This window comes from Candidatus Thiodictyon syntrophicum (genome assembly GCF_002813775.1).
In the GTDB taxonomy this organism is placed as follows: Bacteria; Pseudomonadota; Gammaproteobacteria; order Chromatiales; family Chromatiaceae; genus Thiodictyon; species Thiodictyon syntrophicum.
On sequence record NZ_CP020370.1, the window covers coordinates 4,293,890 to 4,316,713 of the forward strand.

The 22,824-nt window shown below is 65.8% G+C and carries 20 protein-coding genes; 19 read left to right on the forward strand and 1 reads right to left on the reverse strand.

Annotation, left to right across the window (positions count from 1 at the left end):
- Positions 1 to 529: 529 nt before the first annotated feature.
- The gene (locus THSYN_RS18015; protein ID WP_100920346.1) at positions 530 to 2,989 is read right to left on the reverse strand and encodes a heavy metal translocating P-type ATPase; all 2,460 of its coding nucleotides are present in this window, start codon (positions 2,987 to 2,989) and stop codon (positions 530 to 532) included.
- Between the two features lie 174 nt (positions 2,990 to 3,163).
- On the opposite strand from THSYN_RS18015, the gene THSYN_RS18020 reads away from it, so the two are divergent.
- From THSYN_RS18020 to THSYN_RS18120, 19 genes are all read left to right on the forward strand, one after another.
- On the forward strand, positions 3,164 to 3,742 hold the full coding sequence (locus tag THSYN_RS18020) for a cytochrome b (RefSeq protein WP_100920347.1): 579 nt from the start codon (positions 3,164 to 3,166) through the stop codon (positions 3,740 to 3,742).
- 73 nt (positions 3,743 to 3,815) lie between these two features.
- Positions 3,816 to 4,409 (forward strand): YceI family protein, encoded by a 594-nt coding sequence (locus tag THSYN_RS18025; protein WP_100920348.1) that lies wholly within the window; start codon positions 3,816 to 3,818, stop codon positions 4,407 to 4,409.
- A gap of 235 nt (positions 4,410 to 4,644) precedes the next feature.
- The gene (locus THSYN_RS18030; protein ID WP_100920349.1) at positions 4,645 to 5,211 is read left to right on the forward strand and encodes a YceI family protein; all 567 of its coding nucleotides are present in this window, start codon (positions 4,645 to 4,647) and stop codon (positions 5,209 to 5,211) included.
- Between the two features lie 342 nt (positions 5,212 to 5,553).
- Complete coding sequence (locus THSYN_RS18040; RefSeq protein WP_100920350.1) at positions 5,554 to 6,123, forward strand: BrxE family protein; 570 nt, start codon at positions 5,554 to 5,556, stop codon at positions 6,121 to 6,123.
- Positions 6,124 to 6,125: 2 nt separating this feature from the next.
- Complete coding sequence (locus THSYN_RS18045; RefSeq protein ID WP_100920351.1) at positions 6,126 to 6,998, forward strand: BrxA family protein; 873 nt, start codon at positions 6,126 to 6,128, stop codon at positions 6,996 to 6,998.
- Entirely contained in the window at positions 6,998 to 7,576 is a 579-nt protein-coding gene (locus THSYN_RS18050) for a BREX protein BrxB domain-containing protein (RefSeq protein ID WP_100920352.1), read from the forward strand. The genes THSYN_RS18045 and THSYN_RS18050 overlap by 1 nt, the downstream gene beginning before the upstream one ends.
- 218 nt (positions 7,577 to 7,794) lie before the next feature.
- Positions 7,795 to 8,166 carry a four helix bundle protein gene (locus THSYN_RS18055; RefSeq protein WP_236848604.1) on the forward strand — a complete coding sequence of 124 codons (372 nt, stop codon included), beginning with the start codon at positions 7,795 to 7,797 and terminating at the stop codon, positions 8,164 to 8,166.
- Between the two features lie 255 nt (positions 8,167 to 8,421).
- Positions 8,422 to 11,958 carry a BREX system P-loop protein BrxC gene (gene brxC / locus THSYN_RS18060; RefSeq protein WP_100920354.1) on the forward strand — a complete coding sequence of 1,179 codons (3,537 nt, stop codon included), beginning with the start codon at positions 8,422 to 8,424 and terminating at the stop codon, positions 11,956 to 11,958.
- 8 nt (positions 11,959 to 11,966) lie between these two features.
- On the forward strand, positions 11,967 to 13,628 hold the full coding sequence (locus THSYN_RS18065; RefSeq protein WP_100920355.1) for a DNA glycosylase AlkZ-like family protein: 1,662 nt from the start codon (positions 11,967 to 11,969) through the stop codon (positions 13,626 to 13,628).
- Between the two features lie 425 nt (positions 13,629 to 14,053).
- Complete coding sequence (locus THSYN_RS34060; RefSeq protein ID WP_157817762.1) at positions 14,054 to 14,302, forward strand: hypothetical protein; 249 nt, start codon at positions 14,054 to 14,056, stop codon at positions 14,300 to 14,302.
- A 186-nt stretch (positions 14,303 to 14,488) separates the two neighbouring features.
- The gene (locus tag THSYN_RS18075) at positions 14,489 to 16,471 is read left to right on the forward strand and encodes an Eco57I restriction-modification methylase domain-containing protein (RefSeq protein WP_100920357.1); all 1,983 of its coding nucleotides are present in this window, start codon (positions 14,489 to 14,491) and stop codon (positions 16,469 to 16,471) included.
- A gap of 17 nt (positions 16,472 to 16,488) precedes the next feature.
- Complete coding sequence (locus tag THSYN_RS18080) at positions 16,489 to 16,815, forward strand: hypothetical protein (RefSeq protein ID WP_157817763.1); 327 nt, start codon at positions 16,489 to 16,491, stop codon at positions 16,813 to 16,815.
- Complete coding sequence (locus THSYN_RS18085) at positions 16,796 to 17,215, forward strand: PIN domain-containing protein (RefSeq protein ID WP_100920359.1); 420 nt, start codon at positions 16,796 to 16,798, stop codon at positions 17,213 to 17,215. The genes THSYN_RS18080 and THSYN_RS18085 overlap by 20 nt, the downstream gene beginning before the upstream one ends.
- Positions 17,212 to 19,734 carry a BREX-1 system adenine-specific DNA-methyltransferase PglX gene (locus tag THSYN_RS18090; protein WP_100920360.1) on the forward strand — a complete coding sequence of 841 codons (2,523 nt, stop codon included), beginning with the start codon at positions 17,212 to 17,214 and terminating at the stop codon, positions 19,732 to 19,734. Before THSYN_RS18085 ends, THSYN_RS18090 begins: the two co-directional genes overlap by 4 nt.
- 23 nt (positions 19,735 to 19,757) lie before the next feature.
- Positions 19,758 to 20,021 carry a UPF0175 family protein gene (locus tag THSYN_RS18095; protein ID WP_100920361.1) on the forward strand — a complete coding sequence of 88 codons (264 nt, stop codon included), beginning with the start codon at positions 19,758 to 19,760 and terminating at the stop codon, positions 20,019 to 20,021.
- On the forward strand, positions 20,014 to 20,490 hold the full coding sequence (locus THSYN_RS18100; protein WP_157817764.1) for a PIN domain-containing protein: 477 nt from the start codon (positions 20,014 to 20,016) through the stop codon (positions 20,488 to 20,490). The genes THSYN_RS18095 and THSYN_RS18100 overlap by 8 nt, the downstream gene beginning before the upstream one ends.
- A 60-nt stretch (positions 20,491 to 20,550) precedes the next feature.
- The gene (locus THSYN_RS18105) at positions 20,551 to 20,835 is read left to right on the forward strand and encodes a UPF0175 family protein (protein ID WP_100920363.1); all 285 of its coding nucleotides are present in this window, start codon (positions 20,551 to 20,553) and stop codon (positions 20,833 to 20,835) included.
- A 114-nt stretch (positions 20,836 to 20,949) separates the two neighbouring features.
- Positions 20,950 to 21,168: a hypothetical protein gene (locus THSYN_RS18110; protein ID WP_100920364.1), complete on the forward strand. Its 219-nt coding sequence runs from the start codon at positions 20,950 to 20,952 to the stop codon at positions 21,166 to 21,168.
- Positions 21,169 to 21,486: 318 nt separating this feature from the next.
- Positions 21,487 to 22,743 carry an AAA family ATPase gene (locus THSYN_RS18120; RefSeq protein WP_100920365.1) on the forward strand — a complete coding sequence of 419 codons (1,257 nt, stop codon included), beginning with the start codon at positions 21,487 to 21,489 and terminating at the stop codon, positions 22,741 to 22,743.
- Positions 22,744 to 22,824 lie beyond the last annotated feature (81 nt).

Here is a 22,824-nt window from a genome sequence, read left to right on the forward strand (position 1 = left end):
TTGCTCGGACCATTGGCGTCGGGTGTGCCGTGCGCACCTTGAGAGGCTGCGGTTGATCGCGGGGCCAGGGTCTCGGTTGGCGCCATGGTGCGCACGGCGCACCCTACGGGTCGCGGTGCGGTCAATGGTCCGAGCATTTGTGCGGTACTAGTTGCCCCCCGGAGAGCCTCACTGCCATTAAGTTAAGCGCCGCAGCCCAACCGCCTGGAGTCCAAGGCTTCAGCCTTGGAGCGCGCCAAGGCTGAAGCCTTGGACTCCAGGCGGAGGCCACGCGGTCGGCGAGTGAGCCGTAACTGAATGGCAGTGCCCTGAAAGCCTGCGTAGGCGTGCGCCGGACCTGCCGCCTTGGCCCAGGTCCAACCGTCGCGGCAGTGCGCCGCGACGCCGTGAAAGTCGCGGGGCGACGTTGCAAGCCGCCCACCACGCATGCCTTTCACCTTGCGGGGTGGCTGCTGTTGCTCACGAACATGCCTTCGTCGAGATGATCTGCTGCACGGGGCGGGTATCCACATCGACCCGGCCATCGCGTTCAGGGCTGAAACCCCCGCAGCCGCAGGCTGTTGCTGACGACGAACAGGCTGGAGACGCTCATCGCCGCCGCCGCGATCATGGGGCTTAAGAGCCACCCGGTCAGCGGGTAGAAGACGCCGGCCGCCAATGGAATGAGGGCGACGTTATAGGCATAGGCCCAGAAGAAGTTGAGCCGGATGGTGCGCAGTGTGCGCCGTGCCAGGGCGACGGCCGCGGCGACCGCGGTCAGGTCGCCGGTCATCAGGATGACCTCGCCGGCCTCCACGGCGATCTCGGTGCCGGTACCGATGGCGATGCCGACATCCGACTGCACGAGGGCCGGGGCGTCGTTGATACCGTCGCCGACGAAGGCGACCCGGTGGCCCTGCGCCTGGAGACGCTTGACCTCGGCCGCCTTGTCGCCCGGCAGGACCTCACTGATGACGCGCGCGATGCCGACCTGCCGGGCGACCGCCTCGGCGGTGCGGCGACCGTCGCCGGTCAGCATGGTCAGGGTCAGTCCCAGCGCGTGCAGTCGGGCGAGCGCCATGCGGCTGCTCGCCTTGATGGGATCGGCCACCGCCAGCACCGCCAGCAGTTGCCCGTCGGCCGCGAGATAGATCGGGGTCTTGCCGTCGGCGGCCAGGTGCCCCGCCAGGTCGGCTGCGGTTGCGCATTCGACCCCCAGTCGCTCCATGAAGCGGCCGGCCCCGACCGCGACCCGACGGCCCGCGACCTGTGCCTGGATGCCGAACCCGGGGACGGCTTCCAGGTCGGTCGCCGGTGCCGGCACCAGCCCCCGCGCCCGTGCGGCCGCAACGATAGCCGCGCCGATCGGGTGCTCGCTGTGGACTTCCACGGCGGCGGCCAGGCCCAGGGCGGCGTCCTCGCCCATACCGAAGGCGGTGAGATCGGTCAGGGCCGGTCGCCCCTCGGTCAGGGTCCCGGTCTTGTCCAGCGCCACCTGGTCCACCCGCGCCAGGGTCTCCAGGGCGGCACCGCGTCGGAACAGAATCCCCAGGGCCGCGCCGCGGCCCGTGCCGACCAGGATGGCCGTGGGCGTGGCGAGCCCCATGGCGCAGGGGCAGGCGATCAGCAGGACGCTCACGGCGGTGACGAAGGCGTAGCTCAGGGCGGGCGCCGGCCCCAGCCACAGCCAGCCCAGGAAGGTCAGCAGGGCCGCCCCCATGACCAGGGGGACGAAGACCGCCGCGATGCGGTCGGCCACCCGCTGGATCGGCAGCTTGCCGGCCTGCGCCTCCTCCACCAGCCGCACGATCTGGGCCAGCACCATGTCCGCGCCCACGCGGGTGGCACGGTAGCGGAAGGCCCCGGTCTGGTTCACCGTCGCACCCAGCACCACGTCCCCGGGGCCCTTGCGCACCGGCAACGGCTCGCCGCTGATCATGGATTCATCGACATAGCTCCCGCCCTCGGTCAAGGTCCCGTCCACCGGGATACGCTCGCCGGGCCGCACCGCCAACAGGTCCCCGGGGACCACCGCCGCGGCCGGGATCTCCGCCTCCCCGTCCGGGCGTACCACGCGGGCGGTCTGGGGTTGCAGGCGCACCAGACGGCGGATGGCCTCGGAGGTGCGACCCTTGGCAAGGGCCTCCAGGGTCCGCCCCAGCAGGATCAGGGTGACGATGACCGCCGCCGCCTCGAAATAGAGGTTGGCGGTACCGGCAGGGAAGGACCCGGGCAGCGTCAGCGCGGCGACCGAGTAGAGATAGGCGGCCAGGCTGCCGATCATCACCAGGGCGTTCATGCCGGGGGCCAGGTGCCGCAGTTCGGTCCAGCCGGCGCGCAGGAAGCGCCGCCCCGCCCACAGCAGGACCGGGGTCGCCAGGGCGAATTGCACCCAATCCCAGAGGGGCGCGGGCTGCGGCGCGTGCGGGGCCCAGCCGAGCCAAGGCCCAAGCCCATGCAGCAGCATGGGGCCCATGCTAAGGAGCAGCAGCGGGAGCGTGAAGACGGCGGCCACGCCGAGGTCGCGTTGCAACCCGGCGAGCGCCGCCGCCTGCCGCGACTGTAGGTTAGGGGCCGCGTCCCCATCCGACTCCGGGGCGGGGGCGATCGGCGCATAGCCCGCCGCGCGGATGGCCGCGACGATGCCCGCTGAACTCAGCGTGTCCGGGAGATACCGGACCGTCGCGGCCTCGGTGCTCAGATTGACGGTGGCGTCGATCACCCCCGGCAGGGCCCGGACGGCGCGCTCCACCCGCCCCACACAGGCCGCACAGGTCATGTCGGAGACCCCGATCGTGGCGGTTGCCGACACCGGTTCGTAACCGGCACCCCGGATGGCCTCAAGCAACCGCGGGACATCCACCCGGTCGCCCTGCACCACGGCCGTCTCCGCCGCCAGGTTGACCGCGGCGGCCGTGACCCCGGGCTCTCGGGCCAGCACCCGCTCCACCCGCGCTACGCAGGAGGCGCAGGTCATACCGTTGACGCCGAAACGGATTTCCTGGCTCATGTCAAACTCCTCGCGAGCTGCCGACGACCCGCGCCAGGTCGCCGTTGCGCCGCATTCGCGGCAAGACTGTTTTCCTAGTAAATCACTTTTCTCGGCTCAGTGGAGCGCCTAAAGTAGAGGCACCCTGATGACGACCCGGCCCCCCGAGGCCGGAACACCCCCGGGCGCAACCCAATGACCCCGATGACACGCTACACCTGGCCCGCGATGACGGCCCACTGGACGATCGCCGCCCTGATCCTGGTCGCCCTGCCGCTCGGCTGGTACATGCACGACCTGCCGCTCTCCCCCACCAAGCTGCGGCTCTTTTCCTATCACAAGTGGATCGGCGTGACCGTACTCCTGCTGTTCGTGCCGCGCCTGCTGATCCGGCTGCGGTATCCGCCGCCCGCGCCCTTGCCGGCCCCCGCCTGGCAGCGGCGCATGGCCGCCCTGACCCACGGCATACTCTATCTGCTGATGGCGGCCGTACCGCTGTCCGGCTGGCTGATGAGTTCGGCCAAGGGCTTCCCGGTGGTCTATCTGGGCGTGCTGCCCTTGCCGGACCTGGTGTCAAAGGACTCCGCGCTCGGCGATTGGTTGAAAGCGGCGCACGAGACCCTGAGCTTTGCCCTGCTGGGGCTGATCCTGCTGCATGTCGCCGCCGCCCTCAAGCACCAATTGATCGAGCGCGACGGGACCCTGTGGCGGATGTTGCCGTTGGGCAAGTTGAGGAGGGCGCAAGCCGGGAAGGCGCAGTTTCGCCGCAAGTGAACGCCAACAGACGCAAATGATCCATCACTCGCCGGGGCGGGACGCCCCGGCTCCCACTGCTGAGGACCACCAGATGCTTGCCTTACCACGAAACCGCCGCGCCGGCCTGGCATCCGCCCTGCCCGGCCTGCTGCTCGCCCTGGGCCTGGGCAGCGCCCAGGCCCTGGAGTTCAACCAGGTCCAGGCCGATCAGAGCAAGGTCAGCTTCGTCTCCCGGCAGATGGGCGTGCCGGTCGCGGGGACCTTCGCCAAGTTCAGCGGCACCCTCGCCTTCGACCCCGCCCAACCGACCCAGGCCCGCGCCCGCGTCGAGATCGATCTGGCCGGCATCGACGCCGGTTCACAGGAGGCAAACGACGAGGTCGTCGGCAAGCAATGGCTCAATGTAAAGGCCTTCCCGCGCGCCCAGTTCGTTGCGACCAGCGTCGAGGCACGCGGCGATAAAGGCTATACGGCCGCCGGCAAGCTCACGATCAAGGGCCAGACCCGGGAGGTCAGGGCCCCGTTCAGCTTCCGACAGGAGGGCAACACCGGCGTCTTTGACGGCGGCTTCGTCCTCAAGCGTCTGGACTTCGGGATCGGCGAGGGTCCGTGGTCCGATGTGAGCACGGTTGCCGACGAGATCGAGATAAAGTTCCACGTCGTCGCTACCGCGGCCAAGCAGTAAATCAAAAAAGAATATTCAGCCGCAAATGAACGCAAATAAGCGCAAATAAATCTGCTGGTTAGAATCGTCGCGGGCGTCACCCGCACGATGAACATGCAGTAAAGGCCAAGTCTCTGATTATTTGCGTCCATTTGCGTTCATTTGCGGCTAAACTGCATTTTCTGGGTATGCCCCGCCGCCGGGCGATTGACCCGATTATTCACAGATCCGCAAGCCCATCCAGAGCGCAACCACCATGAAAAAGATCGCCGCCGCCGTTGTCCTTGCCACCCTCTCGGCCGGCACCCTGGCCGCACCGGAGACCTATGTCATCGAGGGCAGCCACACCCTGCCGCGGTTCGAGTACAACCACCTGGGCTTCTCCACCCAGGTCAGCCGCTTTGACAAGACCAGCGGCAAGATCGTCATCGACTTCGCCGCCAAGACCGGTTCCGCCGATGTCGTCATCGACGCCACCTCCGTCAACACCGGCAGCGCGAAATTCGACGAACACATCCAGAACGAGGACTTCCTGGATACCGCGAAATACCCCACCATCACCTTCAAGGCCGATCGCTTCAAATTCCAGGGCGACCGGCCGGCGAAGGTCGAAGGCCAACTCACCATCAAGGGCGTGACCAAACCGGCCACCCTCACCGTCACCACCTTCCACTGCGGGCTCCACCCCATGGTCAAGAAGCAGGCCTGCGGCGCCAATGCCTTCACGAGCATCAAGCGCTCCGACTTCAACGCCGGCAAATATGCCCCCATGGTCAGCGATCAGGTGACCCTGACCATCCCCGTCGAGGCGATCAGGGAGTAGCCGCTCGCGACAGCGGCGCGCCGGCCCCGACCATCATTGCGGCCACCTCGTCGGGCGCTATCCGTCGCGGCCGGGGGGCCGCTCCTACGACGTAGGAGCGGCCCCCCGGCCGCGACGGGTTGCCTCCAAGGGTCCATCTCGGCGGTCTTTCAGCGCCAAGACAAGGTGTTTAACCGATCTTTGTTGACTTTTATCTGCTAAGCATCGGATAACAGGGCGATTGCCTGACTAAGGATGCAGTGGTAAAGTCTGGTTGTTCAAACTCTCGGAGGTTGACGACCGGGTAGGTTCAGGTGGTGCCGTCGACCAGGCGTCCGAAGAGTCCAGCGGGGAGGATCGTACGTGACGCAGACCTTATCCCACATCGATTTCGAGCGGCTGCTCAAACTCCGGCTGGCGGTCGCTCGCCACGGGGAGATGGACGCGGCCGGCTGGTGGAACACCAAGGGCATCCTCGGCCGCCATGGCGCGCTGGCGCTCAAGCGCGGCTTCCCGTCGACTCACCATTTTGCGCAGGCCCGGATCGCCTTCGCGGTCGCGCGCAGCCGTTGCCGGGAGATCTTTGATCCGCCGGGGTGCATGACGCTCTGGCATCTCCCGGCGGAGGTTGAAGATCAGTTTGAAGCGCACTGGCAGGACTGGTTGGACCAGGGAGAGCGCTGGGGCGCCTTCTTCGAGACGCTGGCGGCGGCGGGCGGGAAAGACCTTCTTGCGGAACTCGTCGAGTTTGGTCTCATCGATCAAAACCACCTCGACGCGGTCGCTAAGCTGCGCCGGTCGGCCGAGGGCAGGTCGGTCCCCTTATCCGGAACCTACCGGCCGAGCGACGAAGTCATCACGCTACTGGCGGCCGGCTTCGCCAGAGGCGAGCGCGGTAACCCGGCGATCCCCTATGCGCGGCTCGAGGACTGAGCATGGAGGCTCGCTCCAAGGTCTCTTCCTGCCTGGCCATCAAAGGATCCCTGATCGATGAGACCTATGCGGTGTTTCGCGGCTGGGACTACGCCGCCTCGAAAACCGACAATCTCAAACGCGCTCGCGACGAAAACACCATCGGCGCCAAGAGTGCCAATTGGGCGCAAAATGTGTCCTGGGCGGTCAGCCGCCGCTTCGATCCTGCGGGTCGCGACCGCCCGCTCGTGGAGCTTGCCAAATCGGGGTGTGACCGGGAGGTCTGGCAACCGCTGCTCCTCTACCACCTGACCCGCGACGAGGTGCTCGTCCGCGATTTCCTCGTCAACTGGCTCTACCCCCAGTTGCGCGCCGGTGCCTACCGTCTGCGTGCCGAGGACGTGCTCCCGTACCTGCACGCGCTGATTAAGCGTTCGGAGTTCGGGGTTCGGGGTTCGGGGTTCGGGGTTCAGCAGACCGAACTCCAAACTCCTGACGCCGAACTCCGAACCCTGAACCCCGACCCCCGACCCCCGAACCCCGAACCCGCCAACTGGAGCGAGTCTACGACACAACGCGTTGCCTCCGGCCTGTTGCGGCTCGCCGTCGACTTCGGGCTCCTCACGGGCACGCAGTCGAGGGAGTTTGCCTCCTACCACCTGCCGGAACAGAGCTTCCTCTACCTCCTGCACGCCATGACGGACCGCGAGGCGAACGCCCGGCGCGTCATCGACGCCGAGGACTGGCGCATGTACCTGATGGACGCCGCCGACGTGGAGCGCGAGCTGCTGCGCTTGCACCAGTTCCGCAAGCTGTACTACGAGGTCGCCGGAAGCCTCGCCCAAATCAAGCTGCCGGCGGCATCCGCGGCCGATTACGTGAGGGAGATCGGCTGATGCCCGACTGGCAGGAGCGCCTGACCCAGCAGCTCGAACCGGTGCTGAGGCAGCCGGACCCCCGGCAGCAGCTCAGTGCCTACCACGACATGCCCTATGCCATCTTCCACTATCCGCCGGGGGAAGAGTTTGGCGTCCGCCAGCAGATCTCGCTGTTGCGCACGCGGCTGGAACAGTTGGGCAAACGGGTCACGGTCATCTCGCTGGCCGAATGCCTCGACGCGGCCCTGGAAGCGGAAGGCATGGGGCCCGCGGCACTCATCGACGCCGAAAAATCGGTGGGCCTGGAGGTCACGGTCGACACCATCTTCCAGATCCTGAGCGAGTACCAACCCCTGGACGAGCTGGTCGCTCGCCGCATCCCCAGTGACGCCGACCCCCTGCGCGACCTAGTGTTCATCGTGCGCGCCGGTGCGCTCTTCCCCATGTACCGCACGTCCGCGCTGCTGGAACAGCTCAAGGGCAAGGTCCAGGTCCCCGCCGTCCTGTTCTACCCGGGCGAACTGGACGGCGCCGCGGGTCTGCGGTTCATGGGTGTGTTGGATGCCGAGCACAACTACCGGCCGAAGATTTTTTAGGGTTCGGGGTTCGGGGTTCGGGGTGCGGGGTTCGGTCTGCTGCCCCCTGAACCCTGAACCCTGAACCCTGAACCCTGAACCCTGAACCCTGAACCCTGAACCCTGAACCCTGAACCCTGAACCCTGAACCCTGAACCCTGAACCCTGAACCTGAACCCCGTTCACCGCGCCGATCAGTGATAACCTTTGGGTTGGTTGAATCTTGGGGGCATCTTGCCGTGACTGATCGTGGCCATCGGGGTCTGCGGGTTTGGCATCTGGCGATGGATTTGGCGGGCGCGGTATATCAGACCACGACCTCGTTTCCACGCGACGAGGTTTATGGCCTCGTTTCCCAGATGCGGCGTGCGGCGGTATCAATTCCCTCGAACATCGCCGAGGGCTATGGACGTGGCGGCAAGGATTATGCGCGCTTTGTGGCAATTGCCTACGGCTCGCTCCTGGAATTGGAGACCCAGACAGAGCTTGCCCGGCGCTTCGGTTTTCTGAACATCGATCAGGAAGGGCATATCCTGTCCGCGACGGCCGAAATCGGTCGGATGCTGAACGCCCTCCGAGCATCCTTGAGAAAGACCAACCCGGCACCTTGAACAGGGTGCGGGGTGCAGGGTGCAGGGTGCAGGGTGCGGGGTGCAGGGTGCAGGGTGCAGGGTGCAGGGTGCAGGGTTCAGCAGACCGGACCCTGAACCCGCACCCCGACCCCTGAACCCTGAACCCCGACCCCCGAACCCCGACCCCCGACCCCCGACCCCCGAACCCCGACCCCCGAACCCTGAACCCCGAACCCCGACCCCCGAACCCCGAACCCCGACCCCCGAACCCTGAACCCTGAACCCTGAACCCAGATGACCATCAAAGACCTCTTCGCCAACAACATCGACCGTCGTATCGAGGAGGTCATCAAGGTCGATCAGGCCGACGAGACGATCATCCGCGACGAGCTGGCCGAATACATCGTCACCGACTCGATCCGCGCGCATTTTCTGAAGATCTTCGACCACTACCTGACCACCTGGCAGAAGCCCAACGAAGGGATCGCCATCTGGACCTCCGGCTTCTTCGGCTCGGGCAAGTCCGGCTTCGCCAAGTACCTCGGTCTTGCGCTGGCCAACCGCGACATCCTCGGACAGGGCGCCGGGGACTTGCTCGCCCAGCGCTGCAAGGACACCAAGGCCCAGGTCCTGCTGACCAGCATCGCCGAGAAGATCCCCACCGAGGCGGTGATCTTCGACGTCTCCACCGACCGCGGTATCCGCACCGGCAACCAGAGCATCACCGAGATCATGTACCGGCTCTTCCTGCAGAGCCTGGGCTATGCACGGGATCTGGATTTGTCCGAGTTGGAGATCACCCTGGAGGACGAAGGCCGCCTCGACGCCTTCAAGGCCAACTACCGGGAGGTCTTCGACAAGGACTGGGACTACGAGAAGGGCAAGATCGCCACCGCCGTCCAACAGGCGAGCCGCGTCATGCACGTCATGGACCCGGCCACCTACACGACGGCCGACAGTTGGCGCGAATCGGCCATGAAACGCGCCGACATCACCCCCGGGGACCTGGCCGCGCGCTGCCTGGAACTGATGTCCCGCCGCCGGCCCGGCAAGAACCTCCTGTTCGTCATCGACGAGGTCGGCCAGTTCGTCGCCCGCGACGTGCAGAAGATGCTCGATCTCCAGGCGGTCGTGCAAAGCCTCGGGCGGGTCGGGCGCGGCAAACTATGGATACTCGTCACCTCCCAGGAAAAGCTGACCGAATTGGTGGGCGGCCTGGACGACCGCCGTGTCGAGCTGGCGCGCTTGATGGACCGCTTTCCGTCCGAGCTTCAGGTCCACCTGGAGCCTTCAGACATCTCGGAAGTCACCAGCAAGCGCGTACTCTCGAAGAACGCCGAGGCCGAAAAGACCCTGCGGGAGCGCTTCACCGACCACCGCGGCCGGCTGACTGACAATACCCGCCTCACCGCGGACATCACGCTGCCGGAACTGACGGCCGACGCCTTCATCGACCTCTACCCGCTGCTGCCCTACCAGATTGACCTCATCATCCAGATCGTCTCCGGCCTGCGGACCCAGGGTGGGGCGAGCAAGCACGTCGGCGGCGCCAATCGCACCATCATCAAGCTCGCCCAGCAATTGCTCATCCACCCGGACGTGGATCTGGCCAGCCAACCCATCGGCGCACTGGCACGCGTGGATCAGATCTACGACCTCGTCTCCGGCAACATCGGCAGCGAGATTCGCGCCAAGATCGCGGACATCGGCACCAAGATCGCCCACCCGTCCGCCCAACCGGTTGCCAAGGTGATCTGCCTGTTGCAGTACGTGCGTAGCGTTCACCGCACGGCCGAGAACATCGCCGCCGCGCTGCACCCGGCCATCGATGCCGATTCACGCCTGGCCGAGGTCCGACAGGCCCTGGATGCCCTGGAGAAGGGCCTGATGGTCCGCCGCGGCGACGATGGCTACCGGATTCCCTCGCCGGCCGAGGATGACTGGGAACGGCAACGCGCCGCGCTGGTCCCCAAGCCCGGCGACACCGCCCGCCTGCACGCCGAGGCCGTCACCGCCCTCTGGCAGCCGCAACCGTCCCACAACCTGCTGGACGTGAAGCCCTTCAAGGCGGGGCTCTACCTGGGTGAGCGCCTGGCGGTAGAAGGGGACATCCCGTTCCACTTGGCCCTGGCCGAGACCGGGGCTGAGTTCGACCAACAGGTAGAGGACTTCCGCCGTCGCAGCCAGACCGAGACCCAGGCCGTCTTCTGGGTCGCTGCCATCCATGAGGCCATCGACCGCGAGACCGTCGAACTCCATCGCTCCAAGGAGATCCTGTCCCGCAAGGAGCGGGGCGCCCAGACCAAGGACGAGTCCGCCCTGGTGGCGGAGGAGAAGATCCGCCAGCGTCGCCATCAGGACGAACTCCGGCGCCTCATCAAACAGTCCCTGCTCACCGGCACCATCTTCTTCCGCGGCAACGACCGCAGCCCGGACGAGAATGCCGGCGAGGTCTCCCGAACCGCCGCCAAGGTTCTCTCCCAGGCCCTGCCGGAGGTCTTCGACCGCTTCACGGAGGCCGCTGCACGGGTCACCAAGAATGACCTGGATTCCCTGCTGACCACCGAAAACCTGCGAGGACTGACACCCGTCTACTCGGACCTCGGACTGGTCCGGGACCAGGGCGGCAAGCCTGTCTTCGACGTGGAGACCGGGGTACTCGCGGAGGTCCTGGCCCGCATCGAGAACCGCACCAGCTACGGCGAGACCGCCAGCGGGCGCTGGCTGACCGACGAGTTTGCCAAGGAACCCTTCGGCTGGGAGTTCGACACCGTTCGGCTCCTGGTCATCGCGCTGTTGCGTGCCGGCAAGATCGAGTCGACCAGCAAGGGGCAGGTCATCGATTCCGCCCTGTCACTCGACGCGCGCACCACCTTCACCAACAACAACCTGTTCCGCCAGGCATCCTTTCGCCCGCGCACCACCGACTGCGAGTTCACGGACTACATCGAGGCCGGGGAGGCCTACAAGACCTGCTTCGGGAAAGAGATCCAGGAGTACGAGGAAAACCTCATCGCGGCGGCCATCCGCGAGACCACGGAGGGCTTCGAGGAAACGCTGCGGGAGGTCCTCGCCCAACTCGACAAGCATGAACTCCCCGGGGGCGAGGTGATTGCCGGGGCACTGAACAACAGCGTGGGCTTTCGCCGCCAGCGCGACTGCCAGACGCTCAAGGCCTTCACCGCCTGCCACCAGGCGCTGAAAGAGGCCATCAAGCGGGGGGCCGAACTCGCCAAGGCCCTGACGGAGCCCGCGCTTCACGACCTGGGCCGGGCGCGCAAGGCGCTCGATAGTCTCTGGCCCTTCCTGGAGCACGAGCCGGACTTGAGCGACGGCGACCGGGACCATGCCGAGCAGCTCAAAGACCTGCTGGCGCGGGAGTCCTTCTTCCGCGAGCTACCGGCCATCGATCAGCACGCCAAGGCCCTGGAGAACGCCCACCAGGCCCGCCTGCAACAGGCGCTCAACGCCCGGACTCAGGCTTACGCGGACGCCCTCCAACAACTGCGCGGCACCCCCGGCTGGGAGGAGGTCGGCGACGAGCAGCGCGACCGCATCGCTGAGCCGCTGGCGACATACACTGTCGCGAAGTCAGCCGCCGCGTCGATACCCCAGCTCCGAGCGGACCTCGACGCCTGCCCCGTCCGGCGCGACAAGGCCGTCGAAGACCTGATGCGTCTGCTCGACGGCAACCGGGTCGTCAAGATCAGCGCCGCCGGCTTCTTCTCCGGGGGAATCGAGAACGAGGAACAGCTTGATCAGGCGCTCGACGGTCTCAAGGAACAGTGCCTGGAGCTCATCGGCGCCGGCAAAAAGGTCTTAGTCCAATAGGCTTCGCCATGCTCGACTCGGACATCCCCACCGCCGAAGCGCTGACCGTCGAGTTCAAGAGCGACCAGAAGCGGCTGCCCGACAAGGATCTGGTGCTCGCGGCGGTCTGTCTGGCCAATACCGACGGCGGCGCCATCTACCTTGGCGTCGAGGATGACGGACAACCGACCGGGCTGCACCAGGACCACCATGATCTGAACGGGTTGGCCGCCTTGATCGCCAACCGCACGATTCCACCGCTGAGCGTTCGCACCGTCATGATGGAGTCCGCGGGACTGAAGATCGCGCGGATCGAGATTCCCCGCTCGACCCGATTGGTCGCCACCAGTGACGGCACGCTCCAGCGCCGGCGACTGTTGGCCGACGGTAAACCGCAGTGCGTGCCGTTTCTTCCGCACGAGTTCGCCTCGCGCGAATCCGATCTGCGGCTTTCGGATTACTCCGCGCTACCGGTCGCCGGCGCCGACCTCGACACGCTCGACCCCGCGGAGCGCCATCGGCTGCGCCAGGCCATCGAGCGTTACCGGGGTGACCGGTCCCTGCTCGGTCTCGACGATGCTGAACTCGACGGTGCGCTTGGGTTGACCCGAACCGAGTCCGGGCAGCGCGTCCCAACGGTCGCAGGTCTGCTGCTGATCGGCCGCGAATCGGCCATTCGGGCGCACCTACCCACCCACGAGGCGGCATTCCAGGTCCTGGACGGAACCGAGGTGCGCGTCAATGACTTCTACCGCTGGCCTTTGGTGCGGCTGTTCGAGCGCGTCGAGGAACAGTTTCTGGCGCGGGTCAGCGAGCGCGAACTCCAGGTCGGCCTGTTCCGGGTGCCGGTGCCGAACGTGGAACCGCGCGCCTTCCGCGAAGCCCTCGTCAATGCCCTGACGCATCGTGACTACAGTCGTCTGGGCGCGGTGCAGACCCGCTGGCAAACCGAGACCCTGTCGATCAGCAGCCCCGGCGGCTTTGTCGAGGGCGTCTCCCTGGACAATCTACTGGTGGTCGAACCCCGCCCCCGCAATCCGCTGCTGGCCGATGCCTTCAAGCGCATCGGGCTGGCCGAACGTACCGGCCGCGGCGTCGACCTGATTTACCAGGGCCTCCTGCGCTACGGACGCCCGCCGCCAAGTTACCTGCGTAGCGACCCATCGAGCGTCAGCGTCGACCTCAACTGCGCCGAGGCGGACCTCAACTTCCTGAAGCTCGTCTTGGAGCAGGAAAACCAGCTCGGTACAGGGCTCCCAATCGAGAGCTTGCTGGTTCTAGCGGAACTGCGCCATGCGCGCCGTCTCGATACACCTGAGACCGCCAAGCTGCTGCAACGCGACAGCGCTTATGGGCGCGCGGTCTTGGAGCGACTCGTCGAAGCGGGCCTCCTGCAGGCCCATGGGGTACGCAAAGGGCGGACCTACACCCTGAGCGCAGCCGTCTACCGTCAACTGGGTAGCCCCCTTGACTACGTTCGCCAAGCGGGGTTCGATCCCCTCCAGCAGGAGGAGATGGTCAAACGCTACGTCCGCGAACACGGCAACATCCGACGCAGTGATGTGATACGACTGTGTGGCCTCAGTCCTCAGCAGGCGACGCGCCTACTTAAGAGATTAAATAATAATGGTTTTTTGGAGCCGCATGGCGAGGGCAAAGGCACCCTCTACGCCCGTGGTCGGAATTTATGATCGCGAGCGAAAAATTTACGCTCGCGAGCGTATTTTTGCGCATCACGATTCACGTATTTGTTTTTACTAGCGTATTTACGATTCAGCCTGGAGCCGGAAAGTTCGGAGTTCGGAGTTTGGGGTGCGGGACTCCAGGTGGGGCCTTTGTCTTGAGGGTGATGACCGCTCGGAGCACACTGGGGCACCGGGAGCAAACCGGAATTTGGAGCGAAGTTTTCTGGCATGACAACGCGTGTTGAAGGCATTTGTGAACACGGTCAGGTGCGCCTGCGGGGCTGCTGCCGGGGGTGGCGTGCGGGCGGATCGCGGTGACCGTTCTCCCGGATACCCCGCCCCCATGGTCATCGCGAGCGCTCCCTCCCGCGGTGCATCCGCCGACGGCAACGGCGCCAGACGAAGCGACGACGGCGACGCCAGTCGCACCATTGACCGGTGATGCCGTAGTCGACCAGTACCAGCCGCGCACTGAGCTTGGCCACGAACTCCTCGAATTGCGGCGTGCCTATATCCTGGGCGGAGGCAAACTGCTGAGCTGGGATGAACTCGATGAAGAAATGCGTGCACGTCGTGGCCATGTTTCGCGTCGGCAAGAGCCCGATGCGATCACTGCGGGCGACGACGACATGATCGCCCACCTGGATGGGGTGTCTCACCTGCCGGACCCTGCGCCATGATGCTCTCGTGCGTGGAACGGCATAGGCCGCCGCGAATATGAGCGCGCGTATCTTTTTCACGCGCGCGTTTATTTATACGCATCCTTTAACAAGAACAATGTCTTAGCGAAACTCTACCGCCCAAGTCTCAAGTCACCCGAACCCCGAACCCCGAACCCCGAACCCCGAACTCCGAACTCCCAAAACATGGACAAAGACACCCGCAACCGCATCCAACGCGCCACCCAGGCCGCGCGCGGACTGCTTGAACAGGATTTCGAGGACCAGTTGGCGGGTGTGTTCGACATCCGGCTGGACGGCACTATCGCGGGCGAGCCAGGGAGTCATCTGGACGCGGCGCAACGGATTGTGAGGATCAAGCTGATCGCCGCGGTCGAGCACTGGGTGTCGTCAGTCGTCGGTCGTCAGTCTTCGGCCGACGACCGACGACCGACGACCGACGACTACGCCGAAGCGGTTGCGAGTTACCGGCGGGAGGCGGCGTTCACGACCCTGAACCGGTTCGTGGCGCTCAAGATGCTGGAGGCCCGTGGGCTGGTGCAGGAGTGCATCTCGCGAGGCGAGCAGTCGTCGGGGTTCAAGGAGTTCTGCGGGCTTGCGCCGGGGCTGGTTCAGCTTCCGGACCGCGGCTACCGGCTCTACATCGAGAGTCTGTTCGACGAGATCGGTCGCGAGGTGCGAGTGCTGTTCGACCGGCGCGACCCGGCGAGCTTGCTGTGGCCCGCGCGTGCGACCCTCTTCGGCTCTCAGCAGCCGGGCTTGCTGGAGATCCTCAACGACCCCGAACTGGCCGGCGTCTGGGAGCAGGACGAGACCATCGGCTGGGTCTATCAGTATTTCAACGGCGACGACGAGCGCCGGCAGATGCGCGCTGAGAGTCAGGCGCCGCGCAACAGCCGCGAGCTGGCTGTCCGTAATCAGTTCTTCACCCCGCTCTATGTCGTCCAGTTCCTCACGGATAACAGCCTCGGCCGCATCTGGTACGAAATGCGCGAGGGCGACACCCGCCTCCAGAACCTCGACTATCTGGTGCGAAAGGGGGCGTCGGTCGTCGGTCGTCGGTCATCGGCGAAAGACTCTCCGGCTGACGACCGGCGACTGACGACTGACGACTCTCCGACCGACGACGCAGCCCCTACCCGCACCAAAAAAGACCCGCGGGATCTCAGGATTCTGGACCCCGCGTGCGGCTCCGGGCACTTCCTGCTTTATGCCTTCACCCTGTTGCTAACGATCTACCAGGAGGCCTGGGAGGACCCGGATGCTCCCGCCGCCGAGGTCACTGGCCGCACCCTGCGCGACGACTATCCGGACCGGGACGCCATGCACCGGGCACTGCCCGGCCTCGTCCTGCGCCACAACCTGTACGGCATCGACATTGACCCCCGCGCCGCCCAGATCGCCGCCCTGGCCCTGTGGCTGCGCGCCCAGCGGGGCTATCTGGAGCTAGGTGTCCCACGCGGGGAGCGCCCGCCCATCCAGCGCACCAACATCGTCGTCGCCGAGCCCATGCCAGGCGAGCCCGAGCTGCGGCGGGAGCTGCTGACGACCCTGGACCCGGACCTGGCCCGGCTGATCGAGCAAGTCTTCCAGCGGATGGAACTGGCGGGGGAGGTCGGCTCCCTGCTGCGCATTGAGGAGGACATCCGCACCGCCGTGCGGGAGGTCTACGGCGAGCAGGGACCCCTGTTCCGCGCCCTGGACGAGGCGCGCTGGCAGCAGGCGGAGGCGGCCGTCCTGCACGCCCTGCGACACTATGCCGAGCAGTCGGTCAACGGCCAGGCCTATCGGCGTCGCCTGTTCAGCGAGGACGCCGCCCGCGGTTTCGGATTCATCGACCTCTGCGGGTTGCGCTTCGACGTCACCCTGATGAATCCGCCCTTCGGCGCCCCCTGCGCCCGCGCCGGTCCCTACCTCGCGAGCGCCTATCCCCGTTCCAAGGGCGACCTGCTCGCCGCCTGCGTCGAGCGTGGGGTACAGTGGCTGCACCCCGCCGGTATCCTGGGTGCCATCACCTCCCGCACCCCGCTGTTTCTGACCAGCTACCGGCACTGGCGCCAGGGCGTGCTGCTCGGCGAGGCCAGACCCACGGTGCTGGCGGATCTGGGCCACGGGGTCATGGACGCGGCGATGGTCGAGGCCGCGGCCTATTGTCTGATCAAACAGTGAAACGGATGGGTACGGCCATGCTGACAAGCATCGAAGGTATTTACGAGAACGGCCAGGTGCGGCTGCTGGAGCCGCTGCCCGGCGTGGCGCGGGCGCGGGTGGTGGTGACCCTGCTGCCCGAACCACCGGCACCACTGCCGCCGCCCGCGCCAGACACTAGCGATCAAACCGGGAGCCTGGCCCCGGACGGGGCCGCAGTGGCGCTCAGTGCGTTGGGGCGCGATCTACTGGCCATACGCCAACGCGCCCTGGCATGCGGGTTGGCACTCGCCCCCGTGGACGCCATCCTGGAGGAGGTCAGGCAAGGGCGCGCGGAGGCCGGCGATGACCACGACCTACGTTGACGCCAACGCCCTGATCGTCGCCTATCGCGGCGACCAACCGGCGGCCCAGGTGGCCCTCGCCCTCCTGGGCGATCCGGTCCGGCGCTTCGTCGCCAGCCCCTATCTGCGGCTGGAGACCCTGCGCAAACCGCTGTTCTACCGGCGTGAAGACGAGATCACCTTCATGGAACGGTACTTCGCCACGGTCAGCCTGTGGATCCCCACCAGTGACCAACTGGTCGCGCGGGCGCTGAGCCTTGCGGCCCACTGGGACCTGGGGGCGATGGACGCCTTGCACGCCGCCGCCGCATTGCAGGCCGGGGCCGAGGTCTTCGTGACCATGGAGCGTCCCACCAAGCCCTTGTTCCTGGTTCCGGGACTCAACGCCGTCTCACTTCACCCCCAGGAGTCCCCTCTGTGAGCCTGTTCCTGCGACTGCTGGAGGACGACGACAAGGCCCTGGCCCTGCGGACCGCCCTGCGCGCCGTCGCCGCCGGCGAGCCCGATCCGCGGGTGTTCGAGGCCGATCCCGATGCCTTCGCGCTGGTGCCTGGGGCGCCGTTTGCGTATTGGATTAGCCCGAGTGCCCAAAGCGCATTCAGTCGCCTTCCGAATTTCGAGGGGGAACGACGGACCGCCAAGTGCGGAGCTGGGACGCTGGATGATTTTCGCTTCCTGCGATTGGACTGGGAAGTGCCGGTTTCAGTCGCCGAGTGGGTCTCATTTGCGAAAGGAGGAGCCTTCGGACGTTATTATGCGGACTTGTATCTGCGCCTCGCTTGGGCCAATGCAGGCAGAGAGATCCAATGTTTTGTTGAAGCCAAGGTCGGCAGCGCTACCCGGAAGATCCAAGCCCAACCCTGGTACTTCCGCCCCGGCCTCACCTGGCCGCGGAGAACCAACGGGCTGAGCTTCCGTGCCATGCCGGCAGGCTGCATCTTCGCCGACAAAGGCCCAGCCGCCTTCGTCGACGGCGACGACCCCGAGTCCCTGCTCGCGCTCTGTGCCCTGGTCAACTCGGCGCCCTTCGGCGCCTTGGTCGCGCTTCAATTGGCGAGAACCGAGCTCGCCCAATCCTATGAGGTCGGCCTGATCCAGCAGACCCCGGTCCCCCCGCTGACGACCGACGACGGACGACCGACGACCCACGCCCAAACCCTGTCCACCCTGGCCCACCGCGCCTGGTCCCTAAAACACGCCCTAGACACCGCCACCGAGACCTCCCACGCCTTCCGGCTGCCGGCCCTGCTCCAGGTTCCCGGCGAGGACCTGGCCGCCCGCGCCGCGGCCTGGTCCGCTCGGGTGCAGGCCACGGAGGCGGCGCTTGCCGACATCCAGGCGGACATCGACGACTGCTGCTTCGCGCTCTACGGGATCGACGGTGAGGATCGGCGGCGGATCGAGGTCGGCCCCGGCGGTACGCCCGATGCGGCGCCCACCGACCCAGGCGAGGATGGGGGCGAGGACGACGAGGGTCCCGGCGCGGTCGCCGACCCGGCCCCGCTGACCGCCTTGCTGGTCTCCTGGGCCCTCGGTGTCGCCTGCGGACGCTTCGACCTGCGGCTCGCGACCGGCCAGCGCGCCGCGCCCGCTGCGCCGGGACCCTTCGACCCCCTGCCAGTCTGCCCGCCCGGCCAATTGCAAAACGCCCAGGCTCTGCCGGCAGGAGCCGATGACCTGCCCGCCGCGTATCCCGTCGACATCCCTTGGGATGGCATCCTGGTGGACGATCCGGGGCATGAGCGCGATCTTGCCGCGCGTAGCCGCGCTGTCTTCGATATCGTCTTCGCCGATGGCGCGGACGGCGCCTGGCGCGAGGCCGCCGAGATACTCGCAGGCCGAGGGAATGATCTCCGGGCCTGGTTCGCGCGGTCATTCTTCGCGGACCACATCAAGCGCTGCTCGAAGAGCCGCCGCAAGGCCCCGATCTACTGGCAGCTCGCCACCCCCTCGGCGGGCTACTCGGTCTGGCTCAATTACCATCGCTTCACTCGGGACACCCTGTACAAGGTCCTCAACGACTCTATGACCCCCAAGCTCCAACACGAGGAGCGCAAGCTGATGGGGCTGGTCCAGGGCGCCGGTGGCACCCCGACCGCCAACCAGCGCAAGGAGATCGCCGAGCAGGAACGCTTTGTCGAGGAACTCCGAACCTTCCGAGAAGAGGTCGGTCTGGTTGCCCCATTGTGGAATCCGGACCTCAACGACGGCGTCATTATCAACTTCGCGCCCCTGTGGCGCCTGGTTCCCCAGCACCGAGCCTGGCAGAAGGAGTGCAAGGACTGCTGGGGCAGACTCACGGTCGGCGACTACGACTGGGCGCACCTGGCGATGCATCTCTGGCCCGAGCGGGTCGTCCCTAAGTGCGCCATGGACCGCAGCCTCGCCATCGCCCACGGGCTGGAAGCGGTCTTCTGGGAAGAGTCGTCGGTCGTCAGTCGTCGGTCGTCGGCGCAAGACTCTCTTGCTGACGACCGAAGACTGACGACTGACGACGTACCACCCGGGAAGTGGCTGCCCCTCACGGTTGCGCAGGCAGAGGTCGACCGCCTCATCGCGGAACGCACCTCCGCCGCGGTCAAGGACGCACTGACCAGCCTGCTGGAGGCCCCCGCGCCGGCCACTGGCAGTGGCGGTGGCCGCAAGTCGTCGGGACGGGGCCCGGTTCGGCGCGTTCCTACTGCCCCGAAGACAGATAATGCCGGCGCCGGCTCCGGACCTGCAACGGGTTCCGCTGCCCCTGATCCGGTCATGCTGGACGCCGTCAAGCAGGCCATCGCCGCGGCCCAGGGTGCGACCAGCAAGTCCGAGGTCCTCGCCGCCACCGGCCTCACCGACGCCCAGTGGAATGCCGCCATCAACGCCTTGCTCGCCGCGGGCACAGTCACCAAGACCGGCGCCGGCCGTGGCACACGCTACCAACTCTCAGCCCCCGACTGACGACCCAAACCGGAGCCCCGACCATGACCCATCAGATGATCATCGACTACGACGACGACGTGCTGGCCAATGTCGCGCTCTCGCCTGCCGAGTTTGCCGAGGAGGCGCGTCTCCTGCTTGCGGCCAAGCTCTACGAGCAGGGCAAGTTGTCTTCCGGGCAGGCCGCGAAGCTGTGCGGCAAGGGTCGCGTCGATTTCTTGTTTTCGCTCGCACGGGTTGGCGTGCCGATGAGCAATCTACGGCCGGACGATGCCGAACTGGAAATCGACTTTACCCTCCATGGATAAGCGCATCGTCATCAATACGGGGCCGCTGATCGCGCTGATGCGCATGAAGGCCCTGGAGATCCCGGGCAAGCTGGACCTCACCTTCATTACGCCGGAGGAGGTCCGTCGTGAGCTCGATGATGGGGCTAGCGTGGGCTATCCCCCCGTCCGCCCGGTCTGGCTCTCCTACCAGCGGTTGCAGTCGCCGCTGCCTACCCTGGTGACCTCAGTACTGGATGCAGGTGAGGCGGCAGTCATTCAGCTCGCGATCGACGAAGGCATCGCACAGGTCTGCATCGATGAATTGAAAGGGCGACGCATGGCGCGCGCGGTTGGTCTCAAAGTCACCGGAGCCCTTGGACTCTTGGGCAAAGCAAAACGGGAAGGGATCATTTCAGAGGTGAGGCCGTACCTCGACCGCGCCCTTCAGACGGGTATCCGCTATCACCCGGACCTGGTGCAGCGCTTCCTGGAAGCCTTGGGCGAGTGATCCTTTCCCGAACTCCGAACTCCGAACTCCGAACCCCGAACTCCGAACCCAGAGTCCCCGATGAACCTAGCCTTCGACATCGATCCCAGCGTTCTGGCCAGCGTCCGCCGAGACCCCGAGGAATTCGTTCGCGAGCTGCGCTTGGCGGCGGCGGTGAAGTGGTACGAACTGGAACGTGTCAGTCAGGGCCGTGCCGCGGAGATCGCCGGCGTTTCCCGCGCCGAGTTCATCGATACCCTCGGCAAATACGGCGTGACACCGTTCCAGCAGACCGGGGAGGAGATAGTGGCCGACCTGGATGCGCTGAAACGCGTTTGCGGTCGCGACGTTGCAGGCTGCGCGTGATGGGCGCGTTGAATCGCCGGCGATGCTGGTGCAGGCACTGCGTGATGTTGGTCTGCGCCTTGATGAGCAAGCGGTCGCCCATGCCTTTCACGCCATCTTGGGTGAGCCCTGGTCATGACCCCGAAGCCTAAACTGAAACTCCGAACTCCGAACTCCAAACTCCCCACACTCACGGACGATCCGATGACCGGGGACTATCAGCCGCGCACCGAAATCGGTCGATTGGCGCTAGCTGCCCGCAAGGCGTACATTGCGGGCGGGGGCGAATTGCTAAATGCGGATGAGATTAGCGCCGAGGTCCGCCGCCGTCGCGGTGGTTTGGCTGATGAGTAAACGGCGTACTGCCATATGGGAGCATTCATCGTGATCAGCGATCGGCTCGAACTAGCTGGAGCGGAGTCGGACCTGGTTCCGGTTGGTGACAGCGTGCCACCTAGAACCGCGTTGTGGGCTCGTCTGAACGCCTTGCGCGACCAAGCCGCTCAGGAAGGTGAACGGCCTGCGCCCATGTCCTGGGACCAAATTCTCGGGGAAGTGCAGCAGCGCCGTGGCGAACAGGACCGTTGACTCCGAACTCTGAACCCCGAACTCCTAACTCCGAACCCCAAACTCCGATCTGGCCAACATCGACAACCAGTAGGTTCGATTCTCATGCTCCAATACCTGCAATTTCAGGACGTCGGTCCCGCTCCACACATGGAAATCGCATTCCAGGAGCGCATGAATTTCCTGGTGGGCGATAACGGATTGGGGAAGACATTCCTGCTGGACGCGGCCTGGTGGGCCTTGACCCGGACCTGGGCGCGGCAAAAGCTCATGCCCCATCGCCCCCCCACCAAGCCGCAGATCACCTTCCGCTACACGAAGAAGAGTGGGGGGCCTTACGCGTATACGAGCAGGTTCGATCGAGAATCGGAACACTGGCCCCGTGCCCGGGGGCGCCCGTCGATCCCGGGATTGGTGCTCTACGCCCAAGTCGATGGGGGCTTTTCGGTGTGGGACGAGGCGCGCAACTACTGGAAGGGTGAGAACCCCGACCGGCAGACCGCCTATCTGTTTTCCCCGCAATCGGTTTGGGACGGGTTGCCGCTTAACGAGCCGGTCAAGTACTGCAATGGCCTGATCGCAGACTGGGCAAGCTGGCAGCTTGAAAACGGTAAGGCATTCGAGCAGTTGCAAAGCGTCCTAGGGGCGCTTTCCCCCGGGGACGAGGAGCCGTTAGAGTCCGGCGCCTTGGTCAAGGTCTCTCTGGGCGACGCGCGCAAACACCCCTGCATCAAGATGCCCTATGGCTTGCAGGTCCCGCTGATCCATGCCTCGGCGGGAATACGTCGCATCGTGTCCCTCGGCTATCTGCTGGTTTGGGCCTGGCAGGAACACCTCGCCTCGGCTGAGCTTCAGGGGATTACGCCCGCTCGGGAGATCGTTTTTTTGATCGACGAAGTCGAGGCCCATTTGCATCCCCAGTGGCAGCGCCGCATCGTCCCCGCACTTCTGGATGTCATGGAGGCCCTCACTGGAGAGCACACGATCCCGGTTCAGTTGATCACAGCAACGCATTCGCCTTTGGTGCTGGCATCGTCGGAGCCACGCTTCGACGATCGCAGGGATGCAATCTGGGAGCTTGATCTGACCCACGGCGAGGTGCAGCTCCGAGCCTTCCCATGGAGTCGCCAGGGCGATGCCAATGCGTGGTTGACTTCGTCAGCCTTCGACTTGAAGGAGCCCAGGTCCTTGGAGGCGGAACTGGCAATTACTCAGGCACTGGCGTTGCTGCGACAGGAGTCCCCGTCTCTCGCGGATATCGATAAGGTCGACGCAGCGTTGCGCGAAGTGTTAAGTGACATCGACCGGTTTTGGGTCCGCTGGTCCCGCTATCGGGAATCGCAGAAGGGGCACGCCAGTTGATCAGGGTTACGCCGGCCCCTGAGCCACCCGATTTCGATGCAAAGGTACGTCAACCCGGATTGCGTGCCATTGCCGAGATGA